Origin of the sequence: Acidovorax sp. DW039, from assembly GCF_037101375.1 — a bacterium.
In the GTDB taxonomy this organism is placed as follows: domain Bacteria; phylum Pseudomonadota; class Gammaproteobacteria; order Burkholderiales; family Burkholderiaceae_C; genus Acidovorax.
Window position 1 is genome coordinate 3,168,211 of sequence record NZ_AP029019.1, and the last position, 24,810, is coordinate 3,193,020.

At 61.7% G+C, this 24,810-nt stretch carries 24 protein-coding genes and 2 tRNA genes; 12 read left to right on the forward strand and 14 right to left on the reverse strand.

Annotated features, from left to right (window positions below):
• Positions 1-36 precede the first annotated feature (36 nt).
• The 3 genes from AACH87_RS14155 to AACH87_RS14165 are packed head-to-tail and all read left to right on the forward strand — an operon-like array spanning position 37 to position 2,245.
• Positions 37-522, forward strand: a complete 486-nt coding sequence (locus AACH87_RS14155; protein WP_338795101.1) for a YajQ family cyclic di-GMP-binding protein — start codon at positions 37-39, stop codon at positions 520-522.
• A gap of 36 nt (positions 523-558) precedes the next feature.
• Positions 559-1,206 carry a TIGR02281 family clan AA aspartic protease gene (locus tag AACH87_RS14160; RefSeq protein ID WP_338795102.1) on the forward strand — a complete coding sequence of 216 codons (648 nt, stop codon included), beginning with the start codon at positions 559-561 and terminating at the stop codon, positions 1,204-1,206.
• Between the two features lie 7 nt (positions 1,207-1,213).
• Complete coding sequence (locus tag AACH87_RS14165) at positions 1,214-2,245, forward strand: HD domain-containing phosphohydrolase (protein ID WP_338795103.1); 1,032 nt, start codon at positions 1,214-1,216, stop codon at positions 2,243-2,245.
• A 136-nt stretch (positions 2,246-2,381) separates the two neighbouring features.
• Here the strand turns inward: AACH87_RS14165 and plsY are convergent, their stop codons facing one another.
• From plsY to AACH87_RS14180, 3 genes are all read right to left on the reverse strand, one after another.
• A complete protein-coding gene (gene plsY / locus AACH87_RS14170) occupies positions 2,382-3,017 on the reverse strand; it encodes a glycerol-3-phosphate 1-O-acyltransferase PlsY (protein WP_338795104.1) in 636 nt (211 codons plus the stop codon).
• Between the two features lie 67 nt (positions 3,018-3,084).
• Positions 3,085-3,576 carry an aminoacyl-tRNA deacylase gene (locus AACH87_RS14175; RefSeq protein ID WP_338795105.1) on the reverse strand — a complete coding sequence of 164 codons (492 nt, stop codon included), beginning with the start codon at positions 3,574-3,576 and terminating at the stop codon, positions 3,085-3,087.
• Positions 3,577-3,674: 98 nt separating this feature from the next.
• The gene (locus tag AACH87_RS14180) at positions 3,675-4,613 is read right to left on the reverse strand and encodes a LysR family transcriptional regulator (RefSeq protein WP_338795106.1); all 939 of its coding nucleotides are present in this window, start codon (positions 4,611-4,613) and stop codon (positions 3,675-3,677) included.
• 178 nt (positions 4,614-4,791) lie between these two features.
• On the opposite strand from AACH87_RS14180, the gene AACH87_RS14185 reads away from it, so the two are divergent.
• Positions 4,792-5,787 (forward strand): tripartite tricarboxylate transporter substrate binding protein, encoded by a 996-nt coding sequence (locus AACH87_RS14185; protein WP_338795108.1) that lies wholly within the window; start codon positions 4,792-4,794, stop codon positions 5,785-5,787.
• Between the two features lie 40 nt (positions 5,788-5,827).
• The gene (locus tag AACH87_RS14190; RefSeq protein ID WP_338795109.1) at positions 5,828-7,246 is read left to right on the forward strand and encodes a M20 family metallopeptidase; all 1,419 of its coding nucleotides are present in this window, start codon (positions 5,828-5,830) and stop codon (positions 7,244-7,246) included.
• Positions 7,247-7,346: 100 nt separating this feature from the next.
• Here AACH87_RS14190 and AACH87_RS14195 read toward each other — a convergent pair whose 3' ends face one another.
• The gene (locus AACH87_RS14195) at positions 7,347-8,408 is read right to left on the reverse strand and encodes an aldo/keto reductase (RefSeq protein WP_338795111.1); all 1,062 of its coding nucleotides are present in this window, start codon (positions 8,406-8,408) and stop codon (positions 7,347-7,349) included.
• Positions 8,409-8,925: 517 nt separating this feature from the next.
• Here AACH87_RS14195 and AACH87_RS14200 point away from each other — a divergent pair.
• From AACH87_RS14200 to AACH87_RS14230, 7 genes are all read left to right on the forward strand, one after another.
• Positions 8,926-9,828: an alpha/beta hydrolase gene (locus tag AACH87_RS14200; RefSeq protein ID WP_338795112.1), complete on the forward strand. Its 903-nt coding sequence runs from the start codon at positions 8,926-8,928 to the stop codon at positions 9,826-9,828.
• A 189-nt stretch (positions 9,829-10,017) separates the two neighbouring features.
• Positions 10,018-11,122, forward strand: a protein-coding gene (prfB, locus tag AACH87_RS14205; RefSeq protein WP_338795113.1) for a peptide chain release factor 2 whose coding sequence is annotated in 2 segments (ribosomal slippage) — positions 10,018-10,098 and positions 10,100-11,122 — 1,104 coding nt in all. Because the reading frame shifts where the segments join, the coding sequence is not laid out codon by codon here.
• Positions 11,123-11,225: 103 nt separating this feature from the next.
• Complete coding sequence (locus tag AACH87_RS14210; RefSeq protein ID WP_338795114.1) at positions 11,226-11,915, forward strand: HAD family phosphatase; 690 nt, start codon at positions 11,226-11,228, stop codon at positions 11,913-11,915.
• Positions 11,899-14,628: an aminopeptidase N gene (gene pepN / locus AACH87_RS14215; RefSeq protein ID WP_338795115.1), complete on the forward strand. Its 2,730-nt coding sequence runs from the start codon at positions 11,899-11,901 to the stop codon at positions 14,626-14,628. The genes AACH87_RS14210 and pepN overlap by 17 nt, the downstream gene beginning before the upstream one ends.
• Before the next feature lie 17 nt (positions 14,629-14,645).
• Positions 14,646-15,653, forward strand: coding sequence for a class 1 fructose-bisphosphatase (locus tag AACH87_RS14220; protein ID WP_338795116.1), 1,008 nt, complete (start codon positions 14,646-14,648; stop codon positions 15,651-15,653).
• A 12-nt stretch (positions 15,654-15,665) separates the two neighbouring features.
• Positions 15,666-15,741 (forward strand) — tRNA-Thr (locus AACH87_RS14225).
• Positions 15,742-15,973: 232 nt separating this feature from the next.
• A complete protein-coding gene (locus AACH87_RS14230) occupies positions 15,974-16,162 on the forward strand; it encodes a hypothetical protein (protein ID WP_338795117.1) in 189 nt (62 codons plus the stop codon).
• A gap of 47 nt (positions 16,163-16,209) precedes the next feature.
• Here the strand turns inward: AACH87_RS14230 and AACH87_RS14235 are convergent, their stop codons facing one another.
• The 10 genes from AACH87_RS14235 to thrS all read right to left on the reverse strand — a co-directional run bounded on the left by AACH87_RS14235 (position 16,210) and on the right by thrS (position 24,679).
• Complete coding sequence (locus tag AACH87_RS14235) at positions 16,210-16,515, reverse strand: single-stranded DNA-binding protein (protein WP_338795118.1); 306 nt, start codon at positions 16,513-16,515, stop codon at positions 16,210-16,212.
• Between the two features lie 76 nt (positions 16,516-16,591).
• A tRNA-Pro gene (locus AACH87_RS14240) sits at positions 16,592-16,668 on the reverse strand.
• Between the two features lie 35 nt (positions 16,669-16,703).
• Positions 16,704-17,126 carry a MerR family transcriptional regulator gene (locus AACH87_RS14245; protein ID WP_338795119.1) on the reverse strand — a complete coding sequence of 141 codons (423 nt, stop codon included), beginning with the start codon at positions 17,124-17,126 and terminating at the stop codon, positions 16,704-16,706.
• A 101-nt stretch (positions 17,127-17,227) separates the two neighbouring features.
• The gene (locus AACH87_RS14250) at positions 17,228-17,563 is read right to left on the reverse strand and encodes an integration host factor subunit alpha (protein ID WP_338798965.1); all 336 of its coding nucleotides are present in this window, start codon (positions 17,561-17,563) and stop codon (positions 17,228-17,230) included.
• Positions 17,564-17,586: 23 nt separating this feature from the next.
• Positions 17,587-20,034: a phenylalanine--tRNA ligase subunit beta gene (pheT, locus tag AACH87_RS14255; RefSeq protein ID WP_338795120.1), complete on the reverse strand. Its 2,448-nt coding sequence runs from the start codon at positions 20,032-20,034 to the stop codon at positions 17,587-17,589.
• Between the two features lie 132 nt (positions 20,035-20,166).
• Positions 20,167-21,219, reverse strand: a complete 1,053-nt coding sequence (gene pheS / locus AACH87_RS14260; protein WP_338795122.1) for a phenylalanine--tRNA ligase subunit alpha — start codon at positions 21,217-21,219, stop codon at positions 20,167-20,169.
• Positions 21,220-21,320: 101 nt separating this feature from the next.
• Positions 21,321-21,680, reverse strand: a complete 360-nt coding sequence (gene rplT, locus AACH87_RS14265; protein ID WP_027475500.1) for a 50S ribosomal protein L20 — start codon at positions 21,678-21,680, stop codon at positions 21,321-21,323.
• Between the two features lie 26 nt (positions 21,681-21,706).
• The gene (gene rpmI / locus AACH87_RS14270) at positions 21,707-21,910 is read right to left on the reverse strand and encodes a 50S ribosomal protein L35 (RefSeq protein ID WP_005795135.1); all 204 of its coding nucleotides are present in this window, start codon (positions 21,908-21,910) and stop codon (positions 21,707-21,709) included.
• Positions 21,911-22,070: 160 nt separating this feature from the next.
• Complete coding sequence (infC, locus tag AACH87_RS14275; RefSeq protein ID WP_338798966.1) at positions 22,071-22,679, reverse strand: translation initiation factor IF-3; 609 nt, start codon at positions 22,677-22,679, stop codon at positions 22,071-22,073.
• Positions 22,680-22,759: 80 nt separating this feature from the next.
• Positions 22,760-24,679 carry a threonine--tRNA ligase gene (thrS, locus tag AACH87_RS14280; protein ID WP_338795127.1) on the reverse strand — a complete coding sequence of 640 codons (1,920 nt, stop codon included), beginning with the start codon at positions 24,677-24,679 and terminating at the stop codon, positions 22,760-22,762.
• Positions 24,680-24,810 lie beyond the last annotated feature (131 nt).

Below are 24,810 nucleotides of genomic sequence, written 5' to 3' on the forward strand. Positions count from 1 at the left end.
TGCGTGCCCTCACCGTACAGCCTGAGAAAGTTCGCTATGCCCTCTTTTGATACCGTTTGTGAAGCCAACCTCGTAGAAGTCAAGAACGCCGTGGAAAACACCGTCAAGGAAATCTCTACCCGTTTCGATTTCAAGGGCACATCGGCCAGCATTGAAATCAAGGACAAGGAAATTACCCTGATTGGCGATGCCGAGTTCCAACTGACCCAGATTGAAGACGTCCTGAGAAACAAGCTCACAAAACGCAATGTCGATGTGCGTTTTCTGGACAAGGGCGACGTGCAGAAAATGGGCGGCGATAAGGTCAAGCAAGTCATCAAGGTGCGCAACGGCATCGAGAGCGAACTGGCCAAGAAGATTCAGAAGCTGGTCAAGGACAGCAAGCTCAAGGTCCAGGCGGCCATTCAGGGCGAATCTGTGCGCGTCACCGGAGCCAAACGCGACGACCTCCAGGCGACCATGGCCTTGATTCGCAAGGACATTACCGACGTGCCGCTGTCATTCGACAACTTCCGCGACTGATCTGGCAGCTGTCACCAAAATCAGTTGCATCACACGATGAAGACCTTTGTACAAACCGCCTTGGCCGGCGCCCTGGCGGTGTTTGCCTCGACCGTTCATGCGGCGGGGCCTTCGGTTGCGCTCAGCGGTGTACTCGGCAGCAAGGCACTTCTGGTTGTCAACGGCACGCCACCCAAAGGGGTGGCTGCAGGTGAATCCCATGCAGGTGTCAAAGTCATCGCAGTCGGCAAAGACGATGCAACGATTGAAATCGATGGCGCACGCCAGACCATCCGGCTGGGAGAGTCTCCCGTCAGCGTGGGATCGGGAGGCGGCAGCAGGCGGGTGGTGCTGATGGCCGACCGGCAGGGCCATTTCGTCAACAACGGGCTCATCAACGGCAAGCGCATGGTGTACATGGTGGACACCGGGGCATCTTTTGTAGCAATTGGCCGGACCGACGCAGAACGCATGGGTCTGGACTACACCAAGGGCCAGCCCGTTCGCATGAACACTGCCAACGGTGTCGGGCAGGCATGGCGCATCCGGCTCGACTCACTGACCATTGGAGACATTCAGGTCTCTGGCGTAGAGGCCGTGGTCACGTCCGAACCCATGCCCTTCGTCTTGCTGGGCAACAGTTTTCTGAGTGGGTTTCAGATGACGCGCGCCAACGACCAGATGGTGCTGGAAAAGCGCAACTGATTCTGCGATGTCTACCCCTTTGCACCTGGGCAGAAACCAGCAAGACAGTGAGTACGAAGACTTGCTGAGCCTGTGGGCCGATCTGGAATCAGCCCTCTCCTTGCTGCTGTCCAAGCCCCTGCTGGTTCAGGACTTCTCGGCCAAGGTTCGCCAACTGGACAGCTGGCTGCAGGATCTGGTCGCGCACGACATTGATGCCGCTCTGTACTTGATGTTCCAGCTTGCCGCCACGTCCACCGTGGGTTACAGCGCATCACACGCGCTGGTCTGCGCGACCCTGTGCAACATCATGGCCCGCGAATTTCAACTGCCCCGCCATGAGCGCGACAGCCTGGTGCGTGCAGCACTGACCATGAACATTGGCATGACAGCACTGCAGAACGAACTGGCCGAGCAGCGCGACAAGCCCAACGCCCAGCAGAAGGAAGCCATCCAGAGCCATCCGCTGGACAGCCAGGCCCTGCTGGAGAGGGTGTTTGTATCTGATGCACTATGGCTTGATCTGGTGGGTCAGCACCACGACAACGTGTCTGACAAGGTTCCGCTGGCCAGCCAACCGCCGGTTGACCGACTGACCCGCATTCTCGGCACCATAGATCGCTACGCGGCCATGATCAGTCCGCGCAAATCCCGCGCAGGTCGCAGTGCCACCGACTCCGTGAGGGCCATCGTGGGGCAGGAGGTGGAACAAACCGACGAGGTGAGTTACACGCTGGTGCGCGCCATTGGTCTGTGCCCACCCGGCACCTTTGTCAAACTCGATAACGGCGAGACGGGCATTGTTCTGCGCCGCAGCGACAAGCCCAATATGCCGCTGGTGGCCAGCCTGCTGGACCGCACAGGCAACCACAAGCCACAGCCCAGCCTGCACGCTACGGCACTGGGCAAACCCCGCATCCAGTCGGCGCTTGCGCGCTCTGCCGTGAAGGTGGAGCTGAACCACCAGATCATGGTGCGCATCGGCCTGTATGCGGCGGCCCAGCACAACACCGAAATCCACAGCCTGGTGACCACCCCCGCCACACTGGGCCTGCAGTAAGCACGGTTCACGCAAGCGAGCCACGGAGAGCGGCTTCACCACAGCCATCCAAGCCATCACGGGCAGTACGCCCAGGCAGAGCCAAGTCGTAGTGCCCAAAAGCACGAAGGCCCGGCATTCACCGGGCCTTCAGGCATCACTTCTTGTTCTTGGATTGGCCTAGCTTGGACTCCTTGCCCTCCAGCAAGCGCTGGATGTTCTCTCGGTGCCGCCACCACAGCAGCAACGCCATCACGGCTATGGAGACAGCAATACTCTGCTCGGCATACCACAGGGGGCCATCTGCAAGCAGATAAAAGACCGGGGCGAGCGCGGCAGCCACCAAAGAGGCAAGAGACGAGTAGCGAAAAAACACAGCCACCAGCAGCCAAGTCACCGCAGTGATCAGCCCCAGCCACCCACTCACACCCAGCAATACACCCAAGGCAGTGGCAACGCCTTTACCCCCCTGAAAGCGAAAAAACACAGGCCACAGATGCCCCAGAAAAGCGGCCAAGCCCACCAAGGCCACTGTGCCCTCTTCCAGACCATAGGGTTTGCCAAACCAGCGCACCAGCACCACCGGCAGCCAGCCCTTGAGGGCGTCGAGCAGCAAGGTGACGATGGCGGCCGCCTTGCTGCCCGAGCGCAGCACATTGGTGGCACCGGGGTTCTTGCTGCCGTAGGTGCGTGGGTCACTCAGGCCCATGACGCGCGTGACGATCACGGCAAACGACAAAGAGCCCAGCAGGTAAGCCACCACGGTGGCGATCAGGGGGTACACGGCAGTCAAGGCAACTCCTCACTCATTCTTTGGCAGGGCCTGCTGCCAGCGCGATGGCGGGAGCAGGCAAAGCGCTCTATTCTGCCAGCGCACACTGCACAGGTTGGGCACCCAGCAGGGCCACACACACCTGGGGATCGATCTGGACCAGAAAGCCGCGTCGCCCTCCGTTGATGGCAATGCGGGGCAGTTCAAGAATGGTCTGCTCGATGTAAACCGGCATGCTCCGGCGTGTGGCAAACGGAGAAGTCCCGCCCACGAGGTAGCCGCTGTGGCGATTGGCGACTTCCGGCGCACAGGGCTCCACCGATTTCGCCCCGATCTGGCGCGCCAGATTCTTGGTAGACACCTTGCGATTGCCGTGCATGAGCACGACCAGCGGCTTGGCATCCTGATCCTGCATGATCAAGGTCTTGACCACCATAAAAGGTTCCAGGCCCAGCACAGCAGCGCTATGTTGGGCACCGCCGTGTTCAAGGTATTCGTAGGGGTGCTCGGTGAAATCTACCTTGTGCTTTCGGAGCATCTGGGTGGCAGGCGTTTCAGAAACGTGATCTTTCTTGGCCATGGTGATGGAAGTGTGACTGCGTTAAGGCGACTGGATCGGGGCGCCAATGGTAGCCAGAGACTCAGGCGTCTCCTGAGCCATCAACCTCTGCCATCCCATCAACGCCTGCGGCGCACCACCTTGCGTTTGCCGTACTGTTCGATAGCGCTCACCAGCGCCTGGGCAAATTGCTGCACCAAGGCAGAGGGCTGGCGCCCTTCCAACGCCAGCACCTGGATACGGCGCTGCTGCAGTTGGGCTTCTTCAAAAGGCAACGCTTTCAAACGTCCGCTCTCCACCCCCTCCGCCGCAGTGAGGTAGCTGGCCAGCACCACGTCACGCTCTCCCAGCAGGGGCAGCAGCGCAGACGAAAAATTGCTCTCCATGGCGGGCACGTAGCGCAAGCCCTGCACCGCACAACTCAGGTCAAACAGCTGCCGCCCTGTGGTGCTGGAGCCCCCCAGCAACAGCGGATAGGCCACCACATCCGCCACACGCACCATCTTTTGCACAGCCAGCGGATGCTGGGCCGCCACCACGGCATGCACCGGGGCCACCGCCGAATGCAGCACCTGCACCCCTTTCTCGGGTGCCACGCTGTACTTGAGAGCCAGATCCGCATCCCCACGCAACAGCAATGCAGACACATCCTGGGGTTCTGCCACCTGCAACTGCAATTGCACGCTGGGGTGATCGTGCCGAAAGGCCGACATGACGCGGGGCAGAAAGCTTGCGGCAAACCCCTCTGTGCAAGCCACCCGCACTTGCTGCGCCTGCTGGGCAGCCAAGTCCTGCAACTGCTGCACCAAACCCAGGGCCTGTGCCTCCTGCGCGCTCAGGTGCGCCAGCAGGCGGCTGCCTGCGGCCGTCAACGCCATGCCGCGCGGCTGTCGCTCAAACAGCGCAACACCTACCGAGTCCTCCAGCTTGGCAAGCTGGCGGCTCACTGCAGAGGCCACGACATGCAGACGCATGGCCGCCTGGTTCACAGAGCCGGTGCGAGCCACCTCCAGAAAGTAACGCAGCGGCAAGCTGAAGAGGGAAAAATGCGTTCCCATGAAAAGTCATGCCTTTTTAGCAACGGAAGATTGCTTATTCTCTATGAATGAGAACGCATAACGGGCGCTCATCTTGCGTGTTTTCAGGCTCCAATCGAATCCGAGTTGAACCCCATCCCAGCAAGCACCGGGGCTGCAGCCCCTTTTGCGGCGGGAACACCCCTTGTCAGGAGCCACCATGAAACCTATCCGCGCCCTGGCCCTTGTGGCCGCCACGCTCACTGCGCTGCTTGCCTGCGGTGCGCAAGCCCAGCAACACACCAGCGCCGAAGCAGACTGGCCCCAGCGCGCGATCAAGCTGGTCGTGCCCTTCCCGCCCGGCGGCGGCACGGATGCCGTGGCCCGCGCCCTGGCGCAGAAGCTGGCCACCCGCCTGGGCAAACCCGTGCTGGTAGACAACAAACCCGGGGCCTCCACCATCATCGGCACCGACAGCGTGGTCAAGGCCGAGCCTGACGGCTACACGCTGCTGGTCTCCGGCTCCACCAGCTACACCGTCAATGCAGCCCTGCGGCCCAAGCTGCCTTACGATCCGCTCAAGGACCTGGCCCCCATTGCCATCGTGGCCAAAGCGCCGCTGGTGCTGGTGGTCAATGCCAGCTCCCCCTACAAAGACCTGGGCGCACTGCTGGCTGCCGCCAAGGCGCAGCCCAAGTCCATCAACTACGCCACCTTCGGCTCGGGCTCTGCGCCCCATCTGGTGGGTGCCTTGCTGGAGCAGGCCACCGGAGTGCGCCTGCAGGATGTGCCGTACCGCGGCAGCGCACAGGCCATGATGGGCTTGATCGGCGGAGAAATCCAGCTGGCGATCGATACCGTGGCCAGCGCCGCGCCCCACGTCAAGGCAGGCAAGCTGCGCGCTTTGGCCATCGCGGGCAATGACCGGTCCAAAGCCCTGCCCACAGTGCCCACCATGCAGGAGCTCAAGCTCCCCGAAGCGGCGTTTGACGGCTGGTATGCCATTTCCGCCCCCGCGCGCACACACGCCACCATCCTGGCGAAGCTGCAAAAAGAAGTGGATGCCGTCATGCGCGACAGCGGCATGCAGGAACAGGTGCGCAACCAGGGCATGGAGCCCGTCTTCATCGGCCCCAAACCCATGGCAGCAGCCATGGAGGACGAAATCGGCCGCTACCGCGCCCTGGCCCACCGCGCACAGATCGTGGTGGAGTGAGCCACCGTTCCTATCAACGTCCAATCCCTCCGAGACCACCATGAGCCGCGACCAACTGATTGCCGCCGTACACCAGCACTTTGACCAGGGCCGCTTCGCCCAGGACCTGGCCCGCCGCGTGGCCTGGCGCACCGAAAGCGACACCGGCACCGTGCCGCCTGCGCTGCGCGAGTACCTCACCCAGGAAATGGTGCCCACGCTGCAGCCCCTGGGTTTTGACTGCACCATCATCGACAACCCCTCGCCCCAGGGCGGCCCGCTGCTGCTGGCGCGCCGGGTAGAAGACCCCGCGCTGCCCACCGTGCTGAGCTACGGCCACGGTGACGTGGTCAACGGTCAGGAAAACGGCTGGCGCGAAGGTCTGTCGCCCTGGGTGCTGACGCAGGAAGGCGACCGCTGGTATGGCCGTGGCACAGCCGACAACAAGGGGCAGCACACGGTGGTGTTCACCGCACTGGCCCACGCCATTGCCGCGCGCGGCGGCAAGCTGGGCTACAACGTCACGCTGCTGCTGGAGATGGGCGAAGAAGCCGGCTCCCCCGGCCTGGCCCAGGTCTGCGCCGACCATGCAGAAGCCTTGCGGGCCGATCTGTTTGTGGCCAGCGACGGCCCACGCATCAATGTGGAGCGCCCTACCCTGTTCCTGGGTTCGCGCGGTGCCATCAACTTCTCGCTCACTGTGCGCAGCCGCGACAAGGCCTACCACTCAGGCAACTGGGGCGGCGTGCTGGCCAACCCGGCCACGGTGCTCAGCCATGCGCTGGCCAGCATGGTGGATGCGCATGGGCGCGTGCTGGTGCCCGGCCTGCTGCCCGCCAGCGTGCCTGACAAACTGCGCACCGCACTCAAGGATGTCGCCATCGGCACCGGCGCGGACGACCCCGCCCTCACCCCCGGCTGGGGCGAGCCGGGCCTCACACCCGCAGAGCAACTGGTGGGCTGGAACACGCTGGAAGTGCTGGCCCTGGGCTCGGGCAATGCACAGCGGCCCATCAATGCCATCCCCTCGCAAGCGGTGGCGCACTGCCAGCTGCGGTTTGTGGTGGGAACCGACTGGAAGAACGTGCAGGCCACGCTGCGCCAGCACCTGGATGCCCACGGCTTTGAGCAGGTGGACATCTCCATGGGCATGATGTGTGGCGCCACGCGGCTGGATCTGGGCAACCCCTGGGTGGACTGGACGCTGGCCAGCATGGAACGCAGCGCAGGCCAAAGCGCCACGCTGCTGCCCAACCTGGCGGGCTCGCTGCCCAACGACATCTTTGCCGACCAGCTGGGCCTGCCCACGCTGTGGATTCCGCACTCCTACCCCGCCTGTGCGCAGCATGCGCCCAACGAGCATTTGCTGGGCTCCGTCGCCCGCGAAGGGCTGGCCGTGATGGCCGGGCTGTTCTGGGATTTGGGCGAGCCCGCAGGCGTGCCGTGGAAAGAAGGCGCACTGAGCACGACCAGCGCCTGAAAGTGGCGCGGCGGCCCAGCCAATGCCCCCGCGCAAGGGCCGCCCCGCCGCGCTGGGGGCGTCCCCCTGGGGGGATGGCGCGAAGCGACTCAGGGGGGCTTCACAGTGCAGGGTCGCGCACGTCCCAACGGATCGCGTCGATGGCTTGCAGCACCTCGGGCGACAGCGTGGTACCCCAGGCGTTCAGGTCTTCGTCCAGCTGCGCCAGCGATGTGACGCCGATGATGGTGCTGGCCACCTGCCACTTGGTGTAGCAGAACGCCAGCGCCATCTGCGTGGGCGTCAGACCGTTGTCACGCGCGAGCTGGTTGTAGCGGCGGGCGGCGGCCAGCGCCTCGGGGCGGCCCCAGCGCTGCTTGCGCACCGATTCGTAGCGGGCAATGCGTGCGCCCTGGGGGGCACCGGCGTCGGTGGGTGCGTGCTCGTCGTACTTGCCCGTGAGCAGGCCAAAGCCCAGGGGCGAATAGGCCAGCAGTGACACATTCAGGCGATGGCAGGTCTCGTCCATCGCGTTTTCCCAGGTGCGGTTGATGAGGCAGTACGGGTTCTGCACCGTGGCCACCCGCGGCAGGCCGTGTTGCTCGGCCAGGCGCACAAATTCGTGCACGCCATAAGGTGTCTCGTTCGAGAGGCCGATGTAACGCACCTTGCCCGCCTTCACCAGCTTGGCCAGTGTTTCCAGCTGCTCGTGGATGGGCGTTTGCGAGGTTTCCTTGGAAGGGTCGTAGTACAGCGTGCCAAAAGCGGGCACATGGCGCTCAGGCCAGTGGATCTGGTAGAGGTCGATCACATCGGTCTGCAGGCGGCGCAGGCTGCCTTCGCACGAGGCGATGATGTCCGCCGATGTCATGCCCTTGCCTTCGCGCACCCAGGGCATGCCGCGCGAAGGGCCCGCCACCTTGGTGGCCAGCACCAGCTTCTGGCGGGCACCGGGGTTCTTTGCAAACCAGTTGCCGATGATGGTTTCCGTGGCGCCAAAAGTCTCGGCCCGTGCGGGCACCGAATACATCTCGGCCGTGTCGATGAAGTTGACGCCGCGCGCCAGCGAGTGGCTGAGGATGGCGTGGGAATCTGCCTCGCTGACCTGCTCGCCAAACGTCATGGTGCCCAGGCAGATGGGGGTCACGCGCAGATCGCTCTGACCCAGTGTGATGTGTTGCATGCGGTACAAACTCCGAAGGCAGGCGCAACTTGTAGTGCAAGCAGTGTGTGCAGTGCAGGCAGCGCCCAGGGGAAAAAGGAACACCGGGGGCAAGAGTCTGCCCACGGAGGCAGACATCGTACAAGCGATTGCGCCCGGCTGCAGGCCGCGGGGCTTGCCAGGCAGGCACGCCCAAAGCCATTGAGCAAAAAACAGCCCTGGCGCTTATGGATAAAGCGCAAACAGCTATCTTTTCAATAGCAGAAAGATAACCATCAAGCCGCGAACCGCCACCCGAGCGGCAAAGCTGCGATAGCCTGACAGACACGCCGGTGACAGCTGCCCACCACCATCCCGCCACGGTGCCCCTACCATTCCCTTTTCGGCTGGCGGCTGCGGAATCTGTGGGATGGTCCTTTCGGGGAATGTGCTGTGGAATCACGGGACAAGCGCTTCCTGCGTCGCCCCGTGCACCCTGCCCCACCATGGGACTACGCCCTGCCAGCCAGCCCCCGCACTTACCCGCCAGAGCCTTTGCATGTACCAGCCGCGTTTGCCCGCCCGCACCACCCACCTGCCCATCCGCCACCACCGCTACCACGTGCGCGAGTGGGGGCCTGAGCACAGCGACCTGCCACTGCTGGTTCTGCTACACGGCTGGATGGACGTGGGCGCCTCGTACCAGTTCACCGTGGATGCACTGAAGCAGCCGCGCCGCATCATCGCGCCCGATTGGCGGGGCTTTGGCCTGACCACCGGGCCGCAGACCGACCATTACGTGATGGCCGACTACCTGGCCGACCTGGACCTGCTGCTGGACCACTACGCCCCCGACCAGACCATCGACCTGGTGGGCCACAGCATGGGCGGCAACGTGGCCATGATGTACGCCGGGGTGCGGCCTGAACGGATACGCCGCCTGGTGAACCTGGAGGGCTTTGGCCTGCCCGCCACCCGCCCCGCCCAGACACCGGAGCGCTACGCGCAGTGGATCGACGAGATCAAGCAATTGCACCAGGGCGACAAGGACCTCAAGGCCTATGACAGCGCCGATGGCGTGGCCGACCGGCTGATGAAAACCAACCCCCGCCTGGGCCGCGACAAGGCCACCTGGCTGGCCCAGCATTGGGCGCAGCCCGATGCGCAGGGGCAGTGGCGCATCCTGGGCGACGCTGCGCACAAGGTGGTCAGCGCCCAGATCTACCGCGTGGAAGAAGCGGTGGCGCTGTACGCACGCATCACCGCCCCGGTGCTGGCGGTGGAGGCCACCTCCGACAGCCTGGGTCAGTGGTGGGGCGGCCGCTACACCCTGGCCGAGTACCACGAGCGCCTGAAACAGGTGCCCCAGTACCGGATTGCCAGCGTGGCGGATGCGGGCCACATGCTGCACCACGACCAGCCGGAAGTGGTGGCTCAACTGATCGAAGATTTTCTGGCTTGATGGGTTTGAGGTCATTTCGCCCGCCAGCGCCCGTTCCATAAGCGCAAGCAGCTACGCTTTTGGGAGCAAATGATGGCGTGACCCACTTTGGCTGCACAGCCCTTGGCCTGCGCAGTGGTAAACCCGGGTTGCGGCGGCGTCCCGTGAGAAAATCGCGGGTTAATTCACAGAACACACAGGACACGCACCATGGACGCAGAACGCATCAACCTCATCGGCACCACTTTGGCGGACCTGAGCACCCGCACCCAAGAGTTACGGAGGTATCTTTGACTTCGATGCCAAATTCGAACGTCTGAGAACCGTCAACGCATCGCTGGAAGACCCTTCGGTCTGGAACGACCCGAAGAAGGCCCAGGAACTGGGCAAGGAACAGAAATCACTCTCCAGCGTGGTCGTCACGCTGGACAAGCTGACCCGCGAGCTGGCCGACAACGCCGAGCTGTACGAGATGAGCAAGGAAGAAGGCGATGAAGCCGGCCTGCTTACCATCGAAGGCGAAGCCGACAAGCTGCGTCCGCTGATCGAGGAGCTGGAGTTCCGCCGCATGTTCAGCAACGAGGCCGATCCGCTGAACTGCTTTGTGGACATCCAGGCCGGTGCGGGCGGCACCGAGGCTTGCGACTGGGCCAGCATGCTGCTGCGCCAGTACCTCAAGTACGCCGAGCGCAAGGGCTTCAAGGCCACCGTGGAAGATGAGACGCCTGGCGACGTGGCTGGCATCAAGAGCGCCACGATCAAGATCGAGGGCGAATACGCCTACGGCCTGCTGCGCACCGAAACCGGCGTGCACCGCCTGGTGCGCAAGAGCCCGTTCGACAGCTCGGGCGGCCGCCACACCTCGTTTGCCTCGCTGTTCGTCTACCCTGAAATCGACGACTCCATCGAGATCAACATCAACCCTGCCGACGTGCGCACCGACACCTTCCGTGCCTCCGGCGCGGGCGGGCAGCACATCAACAAGACCGACTCGGCCGTGCGCCTGACGCACATCCCCACCGGCATCGTGGTGCAGTGCCAGGATGGCCGCAGCCAGCACAGCAACCGCGACGTGGCCTGGCAGCGCCTGCGCAGCCGCCTGTATGACTACGAAATGCGCAAGCGCATGGAAGAGCAGCAGAAGCTGGAAGACACCAAGACCGATGTGGGCTGGGGCCACCAGATCCGCAGCTACGTGCTGGACAACAGCCGCATCAAGGACCTGCGCACCAACGTCGAAGTCTCGGCCACGCAGAAGGTGCTGGATGGAGACCTGGACGTCTTCATCGAGGCCTCGCTCAAGCAGGGCGTGTGATGCGCCTCGTGCTGCTGCCGTTGTGCCTGTGTTCCATCCCAAGGGCTGCCGTGGCAGAAGTTGCCATGGCCGGGTGTGCCCTGACAGAGCGTGAGGGCCAGGCATGAGCCCCACCCTTGCGCACACCCAGGCCATCATCTTCGATATGGATGGCACCATGATCGACTCCATGCCCTGGCACGCCCAGGCGTGGGTGGAGTTTGCGCGCCGCCGCAGCATGGACCTGGACGTTCCCGACCTCATGGCCCGCACCACGGGCCGCAACGGCACCGAGTGCATTCGCGAGCTGCTGGGCCGCGACGTGGCGCAGGACGAAGCCGATGCGCTGACCCGCGAGAAGGAAGACATCTACCGCGAGCTGTTCGGCCCCCGATTTGCCGAAGTGGCGGGCTTTCGCCAGTTTGCACGCGCCGTGGCGGGTCGTGGCCTGAAGGTGGCCGTGGGCACTGCGGGAGACATCCACAACGTGGAGTTTGCGCTGTCGCGCCTGCAGATGGAGCCGCATCCCCTGGCCATCGTGCGGGGGGACGAAGGCCTGCCCGGCAAGCCCGAACCGGCCATTTTTCTGGAAGCTGCGCGCAGGCTGGATGTGCTGCCGCAGCACTGCATCGTTTTCGAAGACGCCCCTTTCGGCATTGAAGCCGCGCGCCGCGCTGGCATGCGCGCCGTGGCGGTGTGCAGCACCCACAGCCCTGCGCAACTGGCGGGGCCCCATGTGCTGGCCGCCGTGCGCGATTACACCGAACTCATGAACACCGATTTTCTGGAGAGCCTCCATGTTGCAACTGTCTAAAGAAGACGGACAGGCTGTGCCTGTAGCCATTCGCCGCGAAGACTACGCCGCCCCCGCCTACTGGATCGACAGCGTTGAACTGACGTTCGACCTGGACCCCGCCAAGACCCGCGTGCTCAACCGCATGGTTCTGCGCCGCAACGCCGATGTGCCCGCCCAGCCCCTGCGCCTGGACGGCGAAGACCTGAACCTGGCACGCGTGCTGGTCAACGGCCAAGGCACCTCGTTCAAGATGGACGGCGGCCAGCTGGTGCTGGAGAACCTGCCCGAGGGCACCGAGCCTTGCGCCATCGAAATCTTCACCACCTGCGCACCGGCCAAGAACACCAAGCTCATGGGCCTGTATGTGAGCAACGACTCGTTCTTCACCCAGTGCGAGGCCGAGGGCTTCCGCCGCATCACCTACTTCCTGGACCGTCCGGACGTGATGGCCAGCTACACCGTGACGCTGCGGGCCGACAAGACGCAGTACCCTGTGCTGCTCAGCAACGGCAATCTGGTGGACAGCGGCGATCTGGAAGACGGCCGCCACTTTGCCAAGTGGGTGGACCCGCACAAGAAGCCCTGCTACCTGTTCGCCCTGGTGGCGGGCAAGCTGGTGGCGCGCGAGCAAAAGATCCGCACCCGCGCGGGCACCGACCACCTGCTGCAGGTGTATGTGCGCCCCGGCGACCTGGGCAAGACCGAGCACGCCATGAATTCGCTGATGGCCAGCATCGCCTGGGACGAGGCCCGCTTTGGCCTGCCACTGGACCTGGAGCGCTTCATGATCGTCGCCACCAGCGACTTCAACATGGGTGCCATGGAAAACAAGGGCCTGAACATCTTCAACACGAAGTACGTTCTGGCCAGCGAGGCCACCGCCACCGACACCGACTTTGCCAACATCGAAAGCGTGGTGGGCCACGAGTACTTCCACAACTGGACGGGCAACCGCGTGACCTGCCGCGACTGGTTCCAGCTGAGCCTGAAGGAAGGCCTCACCGTCTTCCGCGACCAGGAATTCAGCATGGACCTGGCGGGCAGCCCGTCGGCCCGCGCCGTCAAGCGCATTGAAGACGTGCGCGTGCTGCGCACCGCCCAGTTCCCCGAAGATGCAGGCCCCATGGCCCACCCCGTACGGCCCGACAGCTACGTCGAAATCAACAACTTCTACACCGTCACCATTTACGAAAAAGGCTCCGAGGTCGTGCGCATGCAGCACAACCTGGTGGGCCGCGACGGTTTTGCCAAGGGCATGAAGCTGTACTTTGAGCGCCACGACGGCCAGGCCGTGACCTGCGACGACTTTGTGCAGGCCATTGCCGACGCCAACCCCGCCAGCCCGCTGGCGCAGCACCTGCCTCAGTTCAAGCGCTGGTACAGCCAGGCTGGCACCCCCCGCGTGCGCGCCACGGGCGTGTACGACGCCGCCACGCGCTGCTACGCCCTCACACTGTCGCAAAGCTGCCCCGCCACACCCGGCCAGCCCACCAAAGAACCTTTCGTGATTCCGGTGGAATTGGGTCTGCTCAGCGCCTCCGGCACTCCACTGCCCCTGCAACAGGCAGGCGAGGCCGCCAGTGGCGCAACGTCTCAGGTGCTGGTACTGACCGAGGCCTCACAAACCTTCACCTTCACCAACCTGGACGCCGCCCCTGTGCCCTCGCTGCTGCGCAACTTCAGCGCGCCGGTGGTGCTGGACATCGACTACACCGATGCCGAACTGCTGACGCTGCTGGCGCACGACACCGACGCCTTCAACCGCTGGGAAGCAGGCCAGCGCCTGGCCTTGCGTATTGCTATCAATAGCATAGCTTCCAGCGCTGATCCAGAAAGCGCTACAGCCACTTCTGAGCCTAAGATTCTAGGCACTGCATTTGTCGAAGCCATGCGCGCTGTGCTGCGCAACCCGGCGCTGGATGCCGCCTTCAAGGAACTGGTGCTCACCCTGCCATCCGAAACCTACATCGCCGAGCAACTGGATGTGGTGGACCCCCAGCGCATTCACGCCGTGCGCGAAGCCATGCGCACCGAACTGGCCTTGGCACTGCGAGCCGACTGGGAATGGGCTTGGGAGCAGCACCAGAACACCGGCGGCTACCAGCCAGACAGCGCTTCTGCTGGCCGCCGTGCACTGAGCGGCCTGGCCCTGCACATGCTGTGCATTGCAGCCCAGGTGACTGGCGACACGGTCTGGCCCGGCAAGGCCTACCAGCGCTTCAAGGATGCGGGCAACATGACTGACCGCTTCAACGCCCTCACGGCCCTGGTCGCCACCGGCCACGAGTTGGCCGCCCCTGCCCTGGCCCGCTTCCACGCACTGTTCAAGGACGAACCTCTCGTCATCGACAAGTGGTTTGCCCTGCAGGCAGGTGCCCCCGACCGCGGCGGCAACATCCTGCCCGCCGTGCGCCAGCTGATGCAGCACCCGGACTTCAGCCTCAAGAACCCCAACCGCGCGCGCAGCGTCATCTTCAGCTACTGCAACGCCAACCCCGGCGCATTCCACCGCCAGGATGCGGGTGGCTACGTGTTCTGGAGCGAGCGCGTCATCGAACTGGACGCCATCAACCCGCAAGTGGCCGCCCGCCTGGCCCGCGCACTGGACCGCTGGAAGAAGCTGGCAGACCCCTGGCGCACGGCCGCCCGCGAAGCCATCGCCCGCGTCGCCGCCCGCGAAGGCCTGAGCAACGACGTGCGCGAAGTTGTCAACCGCGCGTTGGCTGAATAAACAAGGAGATCCCCACCATGGCAAAACCCATCAGCCTCACCCGCTACCTCGTCGAACAACAGCGTGTGGACGGCCACATTCCATCGCAGCTGCGCCTGCTGCTGGAGGTGGTCGCACGCGCATGCAAAGGCATCAGCCAGGCCGTCAACAAGGGCGCGCTGGGTGGTGTGCTCGGCAGCGCCGAGAGCGAAAACGTGCAGGGCGAAGTCCAGAAGAAACTGGACATCATCGCCAACGAAGTTCTCATCGAAGCCAACGAATGGGGCGGCCACCTGGCGGCCATGGCGTCCGAAGAGATGGACGGCATCTACCTGGTGCCCAACCGCTACCCCCAGGGCGAATACCTGCTGCTGTTCGATCCTCTGGACGGCTCCAGCAACATCGACGTGAACGTCAGCATCGGCACCATCTTCAGCGTGCTGAAGAAGCCCGACGGTGACCGCGGCGTGGAAGAAGGCGACTTCCTCCAGCCCGGCAACCAGCAAGTTGCTGCGGGCTACTGCATCTACGGCCCCCAGACCACCCTGGTGCTCACCGTGGGCGACGGTGTGGCCATGTTCACGCTCGACCGCGAGCAAGGCTCCTTCGTGCTGACGCAAGAGAATGTGCGCATCCCCGAGGACACCAAGGAGTTCGCGATCAACATGAGCAACATGCGCCACTGGGACACCCCCGTGAAGCGCTACATCGACGAATGCCTGCAGGGCAAGGAAGGCCCCCGCGGCAAGGACTTCAACATGCGCTGGATCGCATCCATGGTGGCCGACGTGCACCGCATCCTGACGCGCGGCGGCATCTTCATGTACCCCTGGGACAGGCGCGAACCCCACAAGCCCGGCAAACTGCGCCTGATGTATGAAGCCAACCCCATGGGCTGGCTGGTGGAGCAAGCGGGCGGCGCAGCCACCAACGGCAAGCAACGCATCCTGGATATCCAGCCCCAGCAACTGCACGAACGCGTGAGCGTGATCCTCGGCTCCAAGAACGAAGTGGAGCGCGTCACCAGCTACCACTCGACGCTATAATTTAAGGCTATCGCCGGTGTAGCTCAGTCGGTAGAGCAGCTCATTCGTAATGAGAAGGTCGGGTGTTCGATTCATCTCTCCGGCACCAAATGAAAAGCCCTGATTCGTAAGAGTCAGGGCTTTTTTGTTGCCTTGGTGATACCAGCGCAGTACGTGATCGCAGAGTCTCTGCACCAACAGCTCATCGCGGCGCGCAAACTCTGGTTGCGAATTTGGAAGGATTGTGGAAACTTGCCACTTTCAACAACAGGCGAAGCAAGTCGCGTTTGTCATGAGAGCAGCCAGAGCCGCTCATGCCGCCCCAGAGAGAGGTACAAGGAATGCAACCCAAGAAACCCATTGATCGCAGAACAGGCAATGACCGCAGGCAGGTGAATGGAGAATCTCCGGTGCCTCAAGAGCGGCGCGTCACCATTGAGCCACGCCAGCCTGAGGTGGTAGAAATCCAGGTAACGCCTGAGGAGTTCGCAGCCCTGGGCTTCCAAACGCAGGCGACCTCAAAGTCCTGAACCAGCCTTGCCTAGGGGCCCCGCTCTGGATCAAGGCGGCTTAGCCTCTAGTTCTGACTTTCTCCGAGATGCAGGACACGGTGCGCCACCATGTCGATGGCCGGTTTGGTATTGCCCTGCTTGTCCGTCCACACCTTGGGTGTTATCGCGCCGGAAACGGATATGGCGTCGCCCTCCCGCACGAGGAACAAGCTGTCGCATACAGCGGGATCAAAGGCAATCAAATTGACCAGAATGCCCTCGGAGTCCGTGCCGGTGACACGAATTTTGGCCACGCAGTAAGGGCGGCCTGCCTTGTCTACACGATGCTCGGCAGAACTCCAGATTCTGCCGGCTACCAAACCTTCAATCATTCTCTCCAAAGCCTTTGGCGTGATGCGTTTAAAGCAAAAAAGCCCGGCTCTTTTGGAACCGGGCTTATGCAATAAATGGTCGGCGTGGCGGGATTCGAACTCGCGACCCCTTGCACCCCATGCAAGTGCGCTACCAGGCTGCGCTACACGCCGACAAGACTTAAATTATATACAGAAAATGAGTACTTTCAGGAAAGTAGGGCACGAATTTCAAATAATTCCTTGCGCATCGCACTCCAGTCGGGTGCAGAGCCACTCGGCTCCATAGCTTGGAACTCAATATGGGTTGACTCCAACAGCACGGTAGAGGCCTCAGGCTGAGCCCCGGCGGCACCACTGCCCTCGCGCTCCAGTTGAGCCAGCTCCTGAAGACGATTGCGTGCACCGCTGATCGTGAAGCCCTGGTCGTAGAGCAGATCTCTGATGCGACGAATCATGAGCACTTCATGGTGCTGGTAGTAACGCCGGTTCCCTCTGCGCTTCATGGGGCGCAATTGGGTGAATTCCTGCTCCCAGTAGCGCAGCACGTGCGGCTTGACGCCGCACAGCTCCGCCACCTCACCAATGGTGAAGTAACGTTTGGCGGGGATGGTGGGGAGCGTGGTGCTCATGAACAGATGACCGGTGGGCTCAACAGACCGTCAAGAGTACCCGAGACCTTGCGAGACCACCAGCACCCTTGCCAGAAATTGCTTTCAAAACGGGAAAACGTTCACGCTGGCACGTCGCCCGCACTGCCCTGGATCTGCTCTTTGAGCTTGCTGCTGGCGTGAAAGGTCACCACACGCCGCGCCTCAATCGGAATCGCCTCGCCTGTGCGAGGGTTGCGACCGGGCCGGGGTGCCTTGGTCCGGATCTGGAAGTTACCAAATCCGGACAATTTGACATCTTTCCCGTCGATCAGGCTTTGCACGATCAGGTCAAAAAACGCATCCACCATGTCTTTGGACTCGCGCTTGTTGAGTCCAATGTGGTCGAACAGAAGATCTGCCAGCTGAGCTTTGGTCAGAGCATTCGTTTCAAGACTGTCTACCGCAAACTCAATCATCGGAGTCCCTTCCAACATGGCGTTCAGACACGCAGACGGCCGCCCGTGCGGGCCACGACCTGAGCCACCACAGCCTGCACTGCCGCGTCAATTTCAGCCTCGGTCAGAGAGGCATCATCGCGCCCCAGCGTGAGGCGCACGGCCAGGCTCTTCTCGCCTGCAGCCACACCACCAGCCACCGCTTCTTCGCCAGCGCGCGCAACCTTAGGTCGGTAAACGTCGAACAGCACAGCGGAGCGCAAGGTAGAGGCAGGTACCGCAGATTCGACAGCCGACATGACCTCGCTGTGGGTCACGCGCTCTGCCACCACGATGGCCAGGTCACGCTCCACCGGTTGGTGCTTGGCAACAGGCTTGAATTTCGGGACAGCGCGCTGCAACACAGCATCGAGTTCCAGCTCAAACATGACGGGGGCCTGCGGCAGCTCCCACCCTTGCCGCCACTGGGGATGCAGTTCTCCCACATGCCCGATGACGCGGCCATTGACCAGCACACGGGCGCAACGACCTGGGTGCATGGCCGGGTGCGTGGACGGCTCAAAGGTGGCTCGCATGGGGGCCAGCAACGCCTCCACATCGCCCTTGACGTCATAAAAGTCAACGGGCTGCTCCTTGCGCCCCCACTGCAGCACATCTGCCGGGCCATAAGCCACGCCAGCGACCCGCATGGGCTGGTGGAACCCTTCCACGGTCGTATCGGTGTTGGTCACCGAAGCATCGCGCAGAAAAACACGGCCCAGTTCGAACACGCGCACACGCTGTGCCTTGCGGTCCAGATTGAACTTCAGCACCTGCAACAGCGATCCCAACAGGGTGGACCGCATGACGCTCATCTGGCTGGCAATCGGGTTGAGCAGCTTGATGGGGTTGGTGTTACCCGCCAGCTGGTGCTCCCAGCGCTCTTCTACAAAGCTGAAGTTGATGGTTTCCTGGTATCCCAGGCCTGCCAGCGAGCGGCGCACGGCAAACGGGCTGCGCGTGGCCTCGGCAGGCAGCTTGGGAGTGATGGGTGCCAGCGGTGGCGTGGTGGGCAGGTTGTTGTACCCCACCATACGCGCCACTTCCTCAATCAGGTCTTCCTCGATGGCGATATCGAAGCGATAGCTGGGAGGGGTGACTGTGATGACACCGTCGGCCTCGGACACGGCCAGACCCAGGCGCTGCAGCGCATCCACACACTGGGCGGCCGTCACGGGCATGCCAATGACCTTGGCCGCACGGGACACCCGCAGCTTGACGGGCTGGGCAGCAGGCACATTCACCACATGGTCGTCCATGGGGCCGCAAGCCGTATCGGGCGTACCGCAGATATCGATGACCAACTGGGTAATGCGCTCGATATGCTCCACCGTGAGGCTGGGGTCCACGCCACGTTCGAACCGATGGCCCGCATCGGTCGAGAAGTTGTAGCGGCGCGAGCGGCCAGCCACGGCCTTGGGCCACCAGAAGGCGGCTTCGATGTAAATGTGCTTGGTATTGTCCGACACAGCTGTGGCGTCGCCGCCCATGATGCCGGCAAGCGATTCGACCTGACTGTCGTCTGCAATCACGCCCACCTTGTCATCCACGGTGATGGTGTTGCCATTGAGCAGCTTGAGCTGTTCGCCCGGCTTGCCCCAGCGCACATCCAGCCCCCCTTGAATCTTTTCCAGATCAAAGATGTGGGAAGGGCGACCCAACTCGAACATCACGTAGTTCGAAATGTCCACCAGCGGCGACACGCCACGCTGACCGCAACGGGCCAAGCGGTCCAGCATCCACTGGGGCGTGGCAGCACGGGTGTTGACGTTGCGGACGATGCGACCCGTGAAACGGCCACACAGGTCAGGCGAAGACACCTTGACGGGCAGCTTGTCACCCAAAGTCGCCTGTACCGCAGCGAACTCAGGCTGCTTGAGAGGCGCACCCGTCAATGCAGACAGCTCGCGGGCTATACCGTACACGCTCAGGCAGTGCGCCAGATTGGGCGTGAGTTTGAGCGTGAATAGCGTGTCGTCCAGGTTCAGGTGGCTGCGAATGTCCTGCCCCACGGGGGCCGCAGCGTCCAGCTCCAGCAGCCCGCCATGGTCTTCGGACAGCTTGAGTTCGCGCGCTGAGCACAGCATGCCCTGGCTTTCCACGCCACGAAGCTTGCCCACCTTGATGAGGAACGGCTTGCCATCATCGCCTGGGGGCAACTCCGCCCCCACCAAGGCGCAAGGCACTTTGATACCCACGCGGGCATTGGGTGCGCCGCACACGATGTTGAGCAAAGCCCCCTGCCCCACATCCACCTGGCAAACCCGCAGACGGTCAGCGTCAGGATGCTGCACTGCCTCCTTGATTTCACCCACGACGATCTTGGTGAAAGGCGGTGCGACAGGGCGCAGCTCTTCCACTTCGAGACCCGCCATGGTCAACGTATCAGCCAGCTCTTGGGTGCTTAGCGGGGGGTTGCAGAACTCGCGCAACCAGGACTCAGGAAATTGCATGGTGAAAATTCTTTTGTGCGTTTGCTATGAAAAAGAGAGCTGCCTGCGCTTATTTGGCGTCTGCTAGCAGTGATTTCTTATCGATTTTTCGATCACTGCGCCCTTGGCTGGCAGCCCGACTTATCGAGGCTGTTACTGGAACTGCGACAGAAAACGGATGTCGCCATCAAAGAACAGGCGCAAGTCATTCACGCCATAACGCAGCATAGTGAGTCGGTCAGGGCCCATGCCAAACGCAAAGCCGATGTACTTTTCAGGATCTAGGCCCATATTGCGCACGACATTCGGGTGCACCTGGCCCGAGCCCGCCACTTCCAGCCAGCGGCCCGCCAAAGGCCCGGTCTGGAACTGGATATCAATCTCCGCACTCGGTTCGGTAAACGGAAAGAAGCTGGGACGGAACCGAAGCACCAGATCATCGCTTTCGAAGAAGGTGCGGCAGAAGTCGGTGAACACGACCTTCAGGTCCTTGAAGCTCACGTTTTCGCCAACCCACAGCCCTTCGCACTGATGGAACATGGGGGAATGCGTGGCATCGCTGTCTACCCGATAGGTGCGGCCTGGGGCAATCACGCGGATCTCGGGCATGGTCTTGCCTGCATCGAGCAGCGCCTTGTGCTTTTTGACGTGCTGCACAGCGTGCCGGATCTGCATGGGGCTGGTGTGCGTGCGCAGCAGGTTGGGGGCGGTGGCGGTGCCGCCCTCAACGTAAAACGTATCGTGCATGGAACGCGCGGGATGATCCTCAGGCGTGTTCAATGCAGTGAAGTTGAACCAGTCGGTTTCGATCTCAGGCCCTTGCGCCACATCGAAGCCCATGGATCCAAAAATGCCCTCAATGCGCTCCAGGGTGAGGGAGACCGGATGAAGACCGCCTTGCCCGCGCTGACGGCCGGGCAAACTCACATCCAGCGCTTCGGCCTTGAGCTGGGCTTGAAGCTCGGCATCTGCCAAGGCTTGGCGACGCGCAGTCAGCGCGGCCTCAATCGCCTGTTTGGCGATATTGATCGCTGCGCCGCGAGATTTCTTCTCCTCGACAGACAGCTGCGCCATGCCCTTCATCAGCTCGGTAATGCGCCCTGACTTGCCCAGAAACTGAGCCTTGGCGTTTTCCAGATCGGCAGGGGTGGCACTTTGCTCAAACAGTTGTTTGGCGCTTTCGACCAGAGAATCCAACTCGTTCATATCGACTCTTGAAAATAAACAAGGGCTAGTGCCTTTTCAAGCCCTAGCCCTTGCTGTTATTGCGCAAGAAGCTATCAAAACGATAGCTTCTCATCGTGATCTCAAGCAGCCAGCTTGGCCTTGACTTGGTTCACGATGCTGCCGAAGGCAGCCTTGTCGTGCACTGCGAGATCGGCCAGCATCTTGCGGTCGATTTCGATGGAAGCCTTCTTCAGGCCGTTGGCGAACTGGCTGTATGTCAGACCCAGTTCACGAGCAGCGGCGTTGATACGGGCGATCCACAGCTGGCGGAACACGCGCTTCTTGGTGCGGCGGTCACGGTAGGCATATTGCCCAGCCTTCATTACCGCCTGTTTGGCGATACGGAAGACATTACCGCGGCGACCACGGAAACCCTTGGCAAGGGCGAGAACTTTCTTGTGACGGGCACGGGCCGTTACACCACGTTTGACGCGAGGCATGTATGTACTCCTAGTTCGTCAGTTGATTACAGGCCCGCGCTGGGCAGCATTTGTGCGATAGAGCCCATGTTGGTCTCATGCACATTCACCGCACCACGCAGATGGCGCTTGTTCTTGGTGGTCTTCTTGGTCAAGATGTGACGCTTGAAGGCCTGACCGCGCTTGACGGTACCACCTGGACGAACGCGGAAACGCTTTTTCGCGCTGCTCTTGGTCTTCATTTTGGGCATTTGAATGCTCCTTTTCGTTGTGCTCGTGAGGCGTTCGCAAACCGATTTGCAAACTTGTTGGCCCCGAGCCACTTTTTTCCCCGGAGGGTGAGTCCGGGGGCGACAGTGTAAACACTGTCTTTGCCGGCAAGCCGGCAAATCTTTCACAAAATACCTGCGATCACGCTGCCGGGCTGCCGCCTGTAGGAGCGTCTGCCGCTGGCTTGGCCGTACCGGGCTTTTTGCGTCCCGGCGCGATCATCATGATCATCTGACGGCCTTCCAGCTTGGGAAACTGCTCAACGATGATGGTGTCTGCCAGATCATCGCGAATACGGTTCAGCAAGGCCAGACCGAGTTCCTGATGGGTGATTTCACGACCACGGAAACGCAGCGTGATCTTGCACTTGTCCCCATCAGCCAAAAACCGGCGGATGTTCCGCAGCTTGATGTTGTAGTCGCCATCGTCCGTACCAGGACGGAACTTGACTTCCTTGATCTCAATGACCGTCTGCTTGGCTTTGGCCTCAGCAGCACGTTTTTGCTCCTGGTACTTGAACTTTCCGTAGTCCATCAGGCGGCACACCGGCGGGTTTGCTGTAGCAGCAATCTCCACCAGATCAACGTCCAGTTCACCCGCCATGCGCAAGGCTTCCATCAAGCTCACCACACCGAGCGGCTCATTGTCAGGACCCGAAAGGCGAATCTCAGGGGCCATGATTTCACGGTTCAGGCGGTGTTTGCGCTCTTCACGTTGGCGACGATCACGAAATTCAGTAGCGATGGCTATCTTCCTTGAATCAAAATGCTACGGAAACTGTAGCTACACCCGCGCAACTGGCGTGCCCCAGAGCTCGATTTGGTAGTAAATCAGGCTTTGTCAGCAATGTCTTTGGCGATGAGTTCAATGAACGCATCTACAGACATCACACCGAGGTCTTGATTGCCTCGGGCTCGCACTGCGACGGCTCCTGCTGCTTTTTCCTTGTCGCCAGCGACGAGGATGTAGGGCAGCTTTTGCAACGAATGCTCCCGTATTTTATACGTAATCTTTTCGTTACGCAGATCCAGTGCCACCCTAAGGCCTTGATTGGGCAGCGCTTTTTGCAGTTTTGCGGCAATTTCACGACAGTAATCCGCCTGGGAATCGGTAATGTTGAGCACCGAAACCTGCACAGGGGCAAGCCAGGTAGGCAACGCACCCGAGTGCTGCTCGATCAGAATACCGATGAAACGCTCCAGACTGCCCACGATCGCGCGGTGCAGCATGATGGGGCGATGACGGGCTCCATCTTCACCTACAAACTCTGCGTCCAGGCGCTCAGGCAGGTTCGGGTCAACCTGGATCGTGCCGCACTGCCACTGACGGCCCAGCGCGTCCTTGAGTGTGTATTCAATCTTCGGACCATAGAAGGCGCCCTCGCCCGGCAGGTATTCGAAGTCACATCCCGAAGCACGCAAGCCTTCGGCCAGCGCATTCTCCGCACGATCCCAGCTTTCTTCTGTGCCGATCCGTTTTTCAGGACGGGTAGACAGCTTGTAGATGATGTCGGTGAAACCAAAGTCCTTGTAGACCTTTTGCAGCAATTGGGTGAAGGCCACCACCTCGGACTGGATCTGATCTTCGGTACAGAAAATGTGGCCATCGTCCTGCGTAAAAGCACGCACGCGCATGATGCCGTGCAGGCCGCCTGTGGGCTCGTTGCGATGGCACTGACCGAATTCACCGAACCGCAGGGGCAAATCGCGATAGCTCTTGATACCCTGCTTGAAGATGATGATGTGCCCAGGGCAATTCATCGGCTTGAGCGCGTAGTCGCGCTTTTCCGACTCGGTGACAAACATGTTCTCGCGGTATTTGTCCCAGTGTCCAGTCTTCTCCCACAGACTCTGGTCGAGGATCTGGGGGCCTTTGACCTCCAGGTAACCATTCTCACGGTACACGCGGCGCATGTATTGCTCGACCTCTTGCCACACCGTCCAGCCCTTGGGGTGCCAAAACACAGTGCCGGGCGAATGCTCATCAATGTGGAAGAGATCCAGTTCGCGTCCCAGTTTGCGGTGATCGCGCTTCTCTGCCTCTTCCAACAAAGTCAGATATTGCTGCAATTCATCTTTGGTGGCCCATGCAGTTCCATAGACACGCTGCAGCATCTCATTGCGATGGTCGCCACGCCAATAAGCGCCTGCCACCTTCATCAGCTTGAAAAATTTCAGCTTGCCAGTGCTGGGCACATGAGGGCCACGGCACAGATCCTCAAACTCACCCTCGCGGTAGAGGCTCACATCCTCATTGCTGGGGATGCTGGCAATGATCTCCGCCTTGTAATGCTCACCCAAGCTCTTGAAATATGCGACAGCCTCATCGCGAGGCAGCACGCGGCGCACCACGGGCTCGTCTTTCGCGGCCAACTCGGTCATGCGCTTTTCGATGGCAGCCAGGTCTTCGGGCGTGAAAGGACGCTTGTAGGCAAAGTCGTAATAGAAGCCGTTTTCAATGACCGGGCCGATCGTGACCTGGGCTTCAGGAAACAGCTGCTTGACCGCATACGCCAGCAAGTGAGCTGTGGAGTGCCGGATGACCTCCAGTCCATCGGCATCCTTGGCAGTGACGATGGACAAGGGCGAATCCGATGTGATCTGGTAGCTGGTGTCCACCACCTTATCACCAATCTTGCCAGCCAAAGCAGCCTTGGCCAGGCCAGCACCAATCGAAGCGGCCACTTCGGCCACCGTGACCGGGCCTGGGAATTCGCGCTGGGAACCGTCGGGGAGCGTAATGTGAATCATGGGGAAGTCCAGGTGGTGGCGCAACACATGCACCGAATAGAAAGAAAAAACAAAAAAGCGCGGAACCGGCCGCGCTTTGATGAGGGAGAAAAGGTCTCGTGCAGGCGCGAACGGCCAGCCACTAGTGGCCG